Here is an 11,101-nt window from a genome sequence, read left to right on the forward strand (position 1 = left end):
CCCGGCGTGATCGCTGAACTTGAGGCCCAGGGCTTCTCCAGCTTCGACCTTCTCGACGTCGATGACGTGACCATGGGCGCCTACATCCGTAACACCCTGCGGGTCGACAAGAACACCGCCCGGGAAGATGCACTGTTCGACATCTACCGGGTCATGCGCCCGGGCGAGCCCCCGACCGTCGAGGCGGCGGAGGCCATGTTCAAGTCACTGTTCTTCGACTCTGAACGCTATGACCTGTCGTCAGTCGGCCGCGTGAAGATGAACATGCGACTGGAACTGGACTGCCCCGATGACGTCCGCGTGCTTCGCAAGGACGACATCCTGGCGGTCCTCAAGACCCTGGTCGGCCTCCGGGACGGCCGCGGCGAGATCGACGACATCGACAACCTCGGCAACCGCCGGGTGCGCTCGGTGGGCGAACTCCTGGAGAACCAATACCGGGTCGGCCTGCTGCGCATGGAGCGCGCCATCAAGGAGCGCATGAGCTCTGTCGACATCGACACGGTGATGCCGCACGACCTGATCAACGCCAAGCCGGCGGCGGCGGCAGTGCGCGAGTTCTTCGGCTCGTCCCAGCTGTCCCAGTTTATGGACCAGACCAACCCGCTGTCGGAAATCACCCACAAGCGTCGCCTCTCGGCGCTTGGCCCGGGCGGTCTGACCCGTGAGCGCGCCGGCTTCGAGGTGCGCGACGTGCATCCGACGCATTACGGCCGCATCTGCCCGATTGAGACGCCGGAAGGCCCGAATATCGGTCTGATCAATTCGCTGGCGACTTATGCGCGCGTCAACCAGTACGGCTTCATCGAGAGCCCGTACCGCCGCGTGCGCGACGGCAAGGTCACCGACGAGGTGATCTACCTGACCGCGATGGAAGAGGGCAAGTACACCATCGCCCAGGCCAATGCGGAAGTGGATGCCAAGGGCAAGCTGGCCGGCGACCTGGTCTCCTGCCGCCGTAACGGCGACTTCGTCATGGTGCGCCCTGAAGGCATCGACTTCATGGACGTGTCGCCCAAGCAGCTGGTGTCTGTCGCCGCGGCGCTGATCCCGTTCCTTGAGAACGACGACGCCAACCGCGCGCTGATGGGCTCGAACATGCAGCGTCAGGCCGTGCCGCTGGTGCGCGCCGAGGCGCCGCTGGTCGGTACCGGCATGGAAGAGGTCGTGGCCCGCGATTCCGGCGCCACCATCGTCGCCAAGCGCACCGGTGTGGTCGACCAGATCGATGGTACCCGTATCGTCGTGCGTGTCTCGGAAGAGACCGACATGTCGAAGTCCAACGTCGACATCTACAAGCTGCTGAAGTTCCAGCGTTCGAACCAGAATACCTGCATCACCCAGCGTCCGCTGGTGAAGGTGGGCGATCAGGTTCAGGCCGGCGACATCATCGGCGACGGTCCCTCCACCGAGCTGGGCGAGCTGGCACTGGGCCGTAACGTGCTCGTCGCCTTCATGCCGTGGAATGGCTACAACTTCGAAGATTCGATCCTGATCTCGGAGCGCATCGCCAAGGACGACGTCTTCACCTCGATCCATATCGAGGAATTCGAAGTCATGGCCCGCGACACCAAGCTCGGGCCTGAGGAAATCACCCGCGACATCCCGAACGTGGGCGAGGAAGGCCTCAAGAATCTCGACGAGGCCGGCATCGTCTATATCGGCGCCGAAGTGCATCCGGGCGACATCATGGTCGGCAAGATCACGCCGAAGGGCGAAAGCCCGATGACGCCGGAAGAGAAGCTGCTGCGCGCCATCTTCGGCGAAAAGGCTTCCGATGTGCGCGACAGTAGCTTGCGCGTGCCGCCGGGTGTTTCCGGTACGGTCGTGGAAGTGCGCGTCTTCTCCCGCCACGGCGTTGAGAAGGACGAACGTGCGCTCGCCATCGAGCGCGCCGAAATCGAGCGCCTGGCCAAGGACCGAGACGACGAGAAGGCGATCATCGAACGCTCCATCTTTGCCCGTCTGCATGAGCTGCTGCTCGGCAAGCAGGCCGACAAGGGCCCGAAGGGCTTCAAGGATGGCGGCAAGATCACCGAAGAAGTTCTGCATGAGCTGACCCCCGGCCAGTGGTGGCAGATCAGCGTCAAGAACGAAAAGAACATGGCCGACATCGAGGCCTTGAAGAAGCAGTATGACGCGGCGACCAACCGCATCCAGAAGCGCTTCGAGGACAAGGTGGAGAAGCTGCAGCGCGGCGACGAGCTGCCTCCTGGCGTGATGAAGATGGTCAAGGTCTTCGTGGCGGTGAAGCGCAAGCTGCAGCCCGGTGACAAGATGGCCGGCCGTCACGGCAACAAGGGTGTCGTCTCGCGCATCGTGCCTGAGGAGGATATCCCCTACCTCGAGGACGGCCAGCCGGTCGATATCGTGCTGAACCCGCTCGGCGTGCCTTCGCGCATGAATGTCGGTCAGATTCTCGAAACCCATCTCGGTTGGGCTTCGGCGGGTCTTGGCCGCCAGATCGGCGAGATGCTCGACAAGGTCAACCGCAATGCGGCCAAGTGCGAAGAACTGCGCCGCGTGCTGAAGGGCATCTATTCCAAGCAGGAATATGCCGACCGCATCGCCGACCTCTCGGACGATCAGCTGCTCGAGCTGAGTGCCAACCTGCGTCGTGGTGTGCCGATGGCCACCCCGGTGTTCGATGGCGCCCATGAGCCCGACATCGTGGAGATGCTGGAGAAGGCCAACTTCGATCCGTCGGGTCAGGTCACCCTGATCGATGGCCGTACCGGCGAGCCCTTCGACCGCAAGGTCACCGTGGGCTACATCTACATGCTGAAGCTGCATCACCTGGTCGACGACAAGATCCATGCCCGCTCGATCGGCCCCTACAGCCTCGTCACCCAGCAGCCGCTGGGCGGTAAGGCGCAGTTCGGCGGTCAGCGCTTCGGTGAAATGGAGGTCTGGGCTCTCCAGGCCTACGGCGCGGCTTACACCCTGCAGGAAATGCTGACTGTGAAGTCGGACGACGTTGCCGGCCGCTCGAAGGTTTACGAGTCGATCGTGCGCGGCGACACCAACTTCGAGGCCGGTATTCCGGAATCGTTCAACGTGCTGGTCAAGGAGATGCGGTCGCTCGGCTTGAATGTCGAGCTGTCGCAGCGCTCCTACTGATCGCCACGCACCCTTTCCTCCGATAGGAGACGATAGACATGAACGAACTTAGCAACGTTTTCGGCCAGCCGCAGAACGCCCAGGCTTTCGACCAGATCCAGATCTCGATCGCTTCGCCGGAGCGTATCCGCTCCTGGTCCTACGGCGAGATCAAGAAGCCTGAGACCATCAACTACCGCACCTTCAAGCCGGAGCGGGATGGCCTGTTCTGCGCCCGTATCTTTGGCCCGATCAAGGATTACGAGTGCCTGTGTGGCAAGTACAAGCGCATGAAGTATCGCGGCGTGATCTGCGAGAAGTGCGGCGTCGAAGTCACGCTGTCGAAGGTCCGGCGCGAGCGCATGGGCCATATCGAGCTGGCTTCGCCGGTGGCGCATATCTGGTTCCTCAAGTCGCTGCCCTCGCGCATCGGCCTGATGCTGGACATGACGCTGAAAGACCTCGAGCGCATCCTGTATTTCGAAAACTACGTCGTGGTCGAGCCGGGCCTCAGCCCGCTCAAGCAGTTCGACCTGCTGACCGAGGAACAGCTGTTCCGCGCCCAGGAAGAATATGGTGATGACAGCTTCGTCGCCAAGATCGGCGCCGAGGCCATCCGCGACCTGCTGATCGCACTCGACCTGGAAAAGACCCGCGAGGATATCCGCCAGGAGCTGGCCGAGACCACGTCGGAACTGAAGCCGAAGAAGCTGGTCAAGCGCCTCAAGCTGGTTGAAGCCTTCATCGACTCCGGCAACAAGCCGGAATGGATGGTGCTGACCGTGGTGCCGGTGATTCCGCCGGAACTGCGTCCGCTGGTGCCGCTGGACGGCGGCCGCTTCGCCACCTCGGATCTGAACGATCTGTATCGTCGCGTCATCAACCGCAACAACCGCCTGAAGCGCCTGATCGAGCTGCGTGCGCCCGACATCATCGTGCGTAACGAAAAGCGCATGCTGCAGGAAGCCGTCGACGCCCTGTTCGACAACGGCCGTCGCGGTCGTGTCATCACCGGCGCCAACAAGCGTCCGCTGAAGTCGCTCAGCGACATGCTGAAGGGCAAGCAGGGCCGCTTCCGCCAGAACCTGCTCGGCAAGCGCGTCGACTATTCCGGCCGTTCGGTCATCGTCGTCGGCCCGGAACTGAAGCTGCACCAGTGCGGCCTGCCGAAGAAGATGGCGCTCGAACTGTTCAAGCCCTTCATCTACTCCAAGCTTGAGCTGCGCGGCCTGGCCGCCACCGTCAAGATGGCGAAGAAGATGGTGGAGAAGGAGCGTCCGGAAGTCTGGGATATCCTCGAAGAGGTCATCCGCGAGCATCCGGTGCTGCTGAACCGTGCGCCGACCCTGCATCGTCTGGGCATCCAGGCGTTTGAGCCGACCCTGATCGAGGGCAAGGCGATCCAGCTGCATCCGCTGGTCTGCGCCGCCTTCAACGCCGACTTCGACGGTGACCAGATGGCGGTGCACGTGCCGCTGTCGCTGGAAGCCCAGCTCGAAGCCCGCGTGCTGATGATGTCGACCAACAACATCCTCAGCCCCGCCAACGGCAAGCCGATCATCGTGCCGTCGCAGGATATCGTGCTCGGCCTGTATTACACCACGATGGAGCGCAACAGCCCGCTGGGCGATGTCCTGAAGATGAAGGACATGAATGCGCTGCTGAAGGCCTGGGCCGAAGATGACGTCGTCATCTACGACGCCAAGACCCATGTGGAAGTGCCGAAGACTGCAGTGAAGGCCGAGCTGGAGCGTATCCTCCAGGGCGGCGCCATCGTTGAGAAGACCCCGGTCTTCTCGACCATCGCGGAAATCCAGCAGGCGCTGGATGCCAAGGCCATCACCCTGCATCACCGCATCAAGGCCCGCCTGAACACGGTGGACTCGGAAGGCGCCCCGATCGTTGCCCGCGTCACCACCACGCCCGGCCGCATGCTGCTGAGCGAGATCCTGCCGCGTCACAAGAACGTGCCGTTCCGGGTTATCAACCAGCAGCTGACCAAGAAGGAGATCACCAACGTCATCGACGTGGTGTATCGCCATTGCGGCCAGAAAGAGACCGTCATCTTCTGCGATCGCATGATGGCGCTCGGCTTCACCCGCGCCTTCAAGGCCGGCATTTCGTTCGGCAAGGACGACATGGTGGTGCCGTCGTCGAAGCTGAAGCATATCGACGACACCAAGAAGCTGGTCGGCGAATATGAGCAGCAGTACCAGGACGGCCTGATCACTCAGGGCGAGAAGTACAACAAGGTGGTCGATGCCTGGTCGCAGTGCACCGATCGCGTCGCCGACGAGATGATGAAGGTCATTCAGACCGACATCGACCAGGTCACCGGTCAGCGCAAGCCGATCAACTCGATCTGGATGATGGCGCATTCCGGCGCCCGTGGCTCGGCCGCCCAGATGAAGCAGCTCGCCGGCATGCGCGGCCTCATGGCCAAGCCGTCGGGCGAGATCATCGAGACGCCGATCATCTCGAACTTCAAGGAAGGCCTCACCGTGCTCGAGTATTTCAACTCGACCCACGGCGCCCGCAAGGGTCTGGCCGATACCGCCTTGAAGACCGCCAACTCGGGCTACCTGACCCGTCGCCTCGTCGACGTGGCGCAGGACTGCATCATCACCGAGGAAGATTGCGGCACCGAGCGCGGCCTGACCGTGCGCGAGGTCGTCGAAGGCGCCGAAGTGATCGCCACCCTTGGCGAGCGCATCCTCGGCCGCACCCCCAGCACGGATGTGAAGCATCCGCTGACGGGTGAGGTGCTGATGAAGGCCGGCGAACTGATCGAGGAAAAGGACGTCGACATCATCGAGACGGCCGGCGTGGAATCCATGCTGATCCGTTCGGTGCTGACCTGCGACTCCGAGACCGGCGTCTGCGGCAAGTGCTACGGCCGCGATCTGGCCCGCGGTACCAAGGTCAACATCGGTGAGGCTGTCGGCGTTATCGCCGCGCAGTCGATCGGTGAGCCGGGCACCCAGCTGACCATGCGTACCTTCCACATCGGCGGCACCGCCCAGGTGGCGGAGCAGTCGAGCCTGGAAGCCGCCTATGATGCGACCATCAAGGTTGCGAACCGCAACCTGGTGACCGACAGCCAGGGCCGCTTCGTGGTCATGGGGCGCAACTGTGAAGTCATCCTGGTCGACCAGAACGGCCGCGAGCGCGCCCGCCACAAGGTGCCTTACGGCGCCCGCCTGGTGGCTGACGAAGGCGGCAAGGTCAAGAAGGGCCAGCGCATCGCCGAATGGGATCCCTACACCCGTCCGGTCATCACCGAGCGCGAGGGCGTCGTGAACTATCGCGACCTCGTCGAAGGTGTGTCGATGCGTGAAGCGACCGACGAGTCGACCGGCATTTCCTACAAGGTCGTCTCCGACTGGAAGCAGAACCCGAAGGGCAGCGAGCTGCGTCCGCGCATCACGCTGCGCAACGACAAGGGCGAGATCCTCATGCTCGTCAGTGGTTCCGAGGCCCGCTACTACCTCTCGGCCGACGCCATTCTGTCGGTTGAGGATGGCGCCCAGGTCCATGCCGGCGACGTGCTGGCGCGTATCCCGGTGGAAGGCACCAAGACCCGCGACATCACGGGCGGTCTGCCGCGCGTGGCGGAGCTGTTCGAAGCGCGTCGTCCGAAGGATCACGCGGTCATCGCGGAAATCGACGGCCGCGTCGAGTTCGGCAAGGATTACAAGGCCAAGCGCCGCCTGATCCTGAAGCCGACCGAAGAGGGCGTCGATCCGGTCGAATACCTGATCCCGAAGGGCAAGCAGATTGCCGTTCAGGAAGGCGACTTCGTGCGCGTCGGCGACCATCTGCTCGATGGCAACCCGGCACCGCACGACATCCTCAAGGTGCTCGGCATTGAGGCGCTGGCCAACTATCTCGTCAACGAGATCCAGGAGGTCTATCGTCTGCAGGGCGTGAAGATCAACGACAAGCACATCGAGGTGATTTGCCGCCAGATGCTGCAGAAGATCGAGATCATCGACCCGGCGGAAACCACCTTCCTGATCGGCGAGCAGGTCGACCGCAGCGAGTTCGAAGAGGTGAATGCCAAGACCGAAGCCGAAGGCCGCAAGGTGGCCAAGGGCATGCCGGTCCTGCTCGGCATCACCAAGGCGAGCCTGCAGACCCGGTCGTTCTTCTCGGCGGCCTCGTTCCAGGAGACCACCCGCGTGCTCACCGAAGCTGCCGTCGGCGGCAAGGTCGACAAGCTGATCGGTCTGAAGGAAAACGTGATCGTCGGCCGCCTGATCCCGGTCGGCACCGGCGCGATCATGAACCGCATGAAGGGCCTGGCTGCCCAGCGCGACCGCGATTTCGCCGATGCGCTGGAAAGCGAACTGCAGGCTGCCGTCGGCGACGCCGCCGAATAAGCCGAACTGTCATCTTTACAGAAAAGGGCGACCCGCAAGGTCGCCCTTTTTTTGCCCGCGCCAATCGGCTAACCATACTCAGGGTTGAGCAAGATTGATTCGGGGGCACCATGCGTACCATGTTCGCAATCCTGGCACTGGCGCTGCTGGCGGGCTGTAACACGGTGAACAGCGGCTACAAGCCGTATCTCACCAACGAACAGATTGCCGCCCGCAAGGATCTGGTGCCCTTTACCGGCGATCCGAAAATCCGCGAAGTCGGGAATCCTTACGTCGAAATCCCCAAGATGCTTGAAGACGGCTACGGGATGATTGGCGAGAGCCGGTATGCCGACAACCTGATCGCGGGCCAGAACCTGCTGACCAAGGCGCGCGAGGTCAAGGCCGAGGTGGTCACCCGCTATCGTATCGGCAGTAACACCAGCTCCAGCATGGCGCCGATTTCGACCGGCAGCGGTGGCATGTTCTTCATGCCGATGACCAGCACGGTCGAATACTTTTCCGCCATCTTCTGGCAGCAGCGCAAACCGGTCGGCACCGGCGTGTATGTGCGTGACCTGACCCAGGAAGAAGCCATCAAGCGTGGCGATGCCAACGGGGCGGTGGTCAGCATTCTGGTCAAAGGCTTCGCCGGCGAGCGTGCCGGGCTGAAGGTTGGCGATGTGGTGACGCATATCGGCGGTGTCGAAGTCATCAACGCCAAAGACTCCGTCAAGCCCTTCGAGAACCGCACGGCATCCAGCATCGATTACCGGGTGCTGCGCGACGGCAAGCCGGTGACCATCGAAGTGCCGATTGATCCGATGCCGACGGAGTAACTGCTGCTGCCTTGCCGGCTGCCCGGAATCAGCTTAAGCCGGAAGCATGGACTGGCAGGATGAAGGCGTGGTTCTGAGCGTGCGCCATCATGGCGAGAGCGCCCGGATCGTGACATTGCTGACCGAGGCGCATGGGCGCCATGCCGGGCTGCTGCGCGGCAGCGGTGCCAGCCGCGGCGGCAGCATCCAGGTCGGCCAGATCGTGCGGGCCGACTGGCGCGCGCGGCTGTCGGAACAGCTCGGCTATTATGCACTCGAATCGCTCGGCCATCCCGGCGCCATGATGCTGGACGACCCGGCGCGGCTGGCGGCCTTGCGCGCCGCCTGCGCGCTGATCGACGCCGCCGTGTCGGAACGCGAACCGCATCCGAATCTTTTCGCTGCCACCCGCACACTGTTCACCCTGATGGCCGAGATGGACGACCCCGGCGACTGGGGTGCGCTCTATGTGCGCTGGGAAACCGGCCTGCTGGCCGAGATGGGCTATGGCATCGACCTGCAAAGCTGTGCCGCCACCGGCGCCACCGCCGATCTCACCCATGTGTCGCCGCGCACCGGCCGCGCGGTGTCGGCCGGTGCGGCGGCGCCCTATGCCGACCGCCTGCTGGTGCTGCCGGGCTTCCTGGTGCCGGGGCGGGGAAGTACCGATTCGATACCGGTCGATTCGCTGCAGGCCGTGCAGGATGGCCTCGCGCTCACCGGGCATTTCCTGGAAAACCGCCTGTTCGCCCAGTTGCATGCGGCCGTGCCTCAAGCCCGTGCACGGCTGCTGGAGATCCTGCGCGGCCAGGCGCAGACCCCGGCCCAAAAGTAGAAAGCCTGCGCCGTCTGGTGTAGAAAGCGCGTCATGAGCAAGCACCTGCCTCCCAAAGACGTTCCCGAAGATATCCGCAATGTGCCGCTGCCCGATGCGCTGTCCGAGCGCTATCTGGCCTATGCGCTCAGCACCATCACCTCGCGCTCGCTGCCCGATGCGCGCGACGGGCTGAAGCCGGTGCAGCGCCGCGTGCTGTTCGCCATGCGGCTGCTCAAGCTCGACCCCAGCGCCGGCTACAAGAAATGCGCCCGCGTCGTTGGCGACGTGATCGGTAAATACCATCCGCATGGCGACCAGTCGGTCTATGACGCGCTGGTGCGCCTGGCGCAGGATTTCGCCCAGCGCTACCCGCTGGTCGACGGCCAGGGCAACTTCGGCAATATCGACGGCGATAACGCCGCCGCCATGCGATACACCGAGGCGCGGCTCACCGAAGTCGCCAATGTGCTGCTCACCAACCTGGATGACGACACCGTCGATTTCCGCCCCAATTACGACGGCGAAAATGACGAACCGGTCGTGCTGCCGGCCGGCCTGCCGAATCTGCTGGCCAATGGCGCCAGCGGCATCGCGGTTGGCATGGCCACCTCGATCCCGCCGCACAATCTGCCCGAGCTGTGCGATGCGCTGCTGCATCTGATCAAGCATAAAAATGCCAGCATCGAAAAGCTGGTGGAATTCGTGCAGGGCCCGGATTTTCCCACCGGCGGCATCATGGTCGAGCCGCTGTCGAGCCGTATCGAATCCTACAAGACCGGCCGCGGCAGCTTCCGCCATCGTGCCAAATGGGAACAGGAAGAGCTGCCGCGCGGCATGTGGCAGATCGTCGTCACCGAAATTCCCTACCAGGTGCAGAAGTCCAAGCTGATCGAGCGCATCGCCGAACTGATCACCGAGCGCAAGGCGCCGCTGCTGGATGACGTGCGCGATGAATCGACCGAGGACGTGCGCCTGGTCATCATCCCAAAGAACAAGACCGTCGATCCGGCCGTGCTGATGGAAAGCCTGTTCCGCAGCACTGATCTGGAAACGCGCTTCCCGCTCAATCTCAATGTGCTGGATGGCGGCAAGCTGCCGCGCGTGATGAACCTGCGCGAGGCTTTGCAGGCCTATCTCGACCATCGCCATGAGGTGCTGGAGCGCAAGAGCCGGTATCGCCAGGGCAAGATCGAGCATCGCCTCGAAGTGCTCGACGGCTACCTGATCGCCTATCTCAATCTTGATGAGCTGATCGAGATCATCCGCCGGGAAGACGAGCCCAAGCCGGTGATGATGAAGCGCTTCAAGCTCAGCGATGTGCAGGCCGAAGCCATCCTCAATATGCGCCTGCGCAGTCTGCGCAGGCTGGAGGAGATGGAGCTGCGCGGCGAGCACAAGACGCTCTCCAAGGAGCTGGCCGAGCTGAAGAGCCTGCTCGGCGACGAGACCCTGCGCTGGGCCGCGATCAGCACGGAAATCCAGGAGCTGAAAAAGCAGTTCGGTCCGAAATCGGCACTGGGCAAGCGCCGCACCAAGATCGGCGATGCGCCGGTGATTTCGGAAGAGGCCTTCGAGGTGCTGGTCGAGCGCGAGCCGATCACCGTGATCTGCTCGGCCAAGGGCTGGATTCGCGCCATCAAGGGTCATGTCGCCGATGACGGCACCGCCACCTTCAAGGAAGGCGACAAGGGCCGCTTCTGGCTGCATGCCGAAACCACCGACAAGCTGCTGCTGTTCGGCACCAATGGTCGCGCTTACACGATCAATTGCGACAAGCTGCCGCGCGGCCGCGGCCATGGCGAGCCGGTGCGCCTGATGATCGACCTGGGCAACGACCAGGAGATCATTGACCTTATGAAATACCAGGGCGAGCGCAAATTCCTGGTCGCCAGCAGCGACGGGCGCGGCTTCGTCTGCCCCGAGGCCGAGATGCAGGCCGCCACCCGCACCGGCAAGCAGATCCTCAATGTGCAGGCGCCGGCCGAGGCCTGTGTCTGCAAGACCGT

Annotated in this window: 5 protein-coding genes; all 5 read left to right on the top strand. The window is 63.2% G+C overall.

The window, feature by feature from the left end; genetic code table 11:
• On the top strand, positions 1–3,120 hold a 3,120-nt coding region (rpoB, locus tag AAG799_RS20095; RefSeq protein WP_341898660.1), incomplete at its 5' end, for a DNA-directed RNA polymerase subunit beta.
• 38 nt (positions 3,121–3,158) lie between these two features.
• Positions 3,159–7,481 (top strand): DNA-directed RNA polymerase subunit beta', encoded by a 4,323-nt coding sequence (gene rpoC, locus AAG799_RS20100; RefSeq protein ID WP_341898662.1) that lies wholly within the window; start codon positions 3,159–3,161, stop codon positions 7,479–7,481.
• Positions 7,482–7,591: 110 nt separating this feature from the next.
• On the top strand, positions 7,592–8,299 hold the full coding sequence (locus AAG799_RS20105) for a PDZ domain-containing protein (RefSeq protein ID WP_341898663.1): 708 nt from the start codon (positions 7,592–7,594) through the stop codon (positions 8,297–8,299).
• A gap of 46 nt (positions 8,300–8,345) precedes the next feature.
• A complete protein-coding gene (gene recO / locus AAG799_RS20110; RefSeq protein WP_341898665.1) occupies positions 8,346–9,113 on the top strand; it encodes a DNA repair protein RecO in 768 nt (255 codons plus the stop codon).
• 33 nt (positions 9,114–9,146) lie between these two features.
• On the top strand, positions 9,147–11,101 hold a 1,955-nt coding region (gene parC, locus AAG799_RS20115), incomplete at its 3' end, for a DNA topoisomerase IV subunit A (RefSeq protein WP_341898666.1).

This window comes from Ferrovibrio terrae, from assembly GCF_943371255.1.
GTDB lineage: Bacteria > Pseudomonadota > Alphaproteobacteria > Ferrovibrionales > Ferrovibrionaceae > Ferrovibrio > Ferrovibrio terrae_B.

What these genes read in the sequence shown, in the direction of transcription:
- rpoC (WP_341898662.1), top strand. Translation starts at nt 3,159, where the DNA reads ATGAACGAACTTAGCAACGTTTTCGGCCAGCCGCAGAACGCCCAGGCT.
- AAG799_RS20105 (WP_341898663.1), top strand. Translation starts at nt 7,592, where the DNA reads ATGCGTACCATGTTCGCAATCCTGGCACTGGCGCTGCTGGCGGGCTGT.
- recO (WP_341898665.1), top strand. Translation starts at nt 8,346, where the DNA reads ATGGACTGGCAGGATGAAGGCGTGGTTCTGAGCGTGCGCCATCATGGC.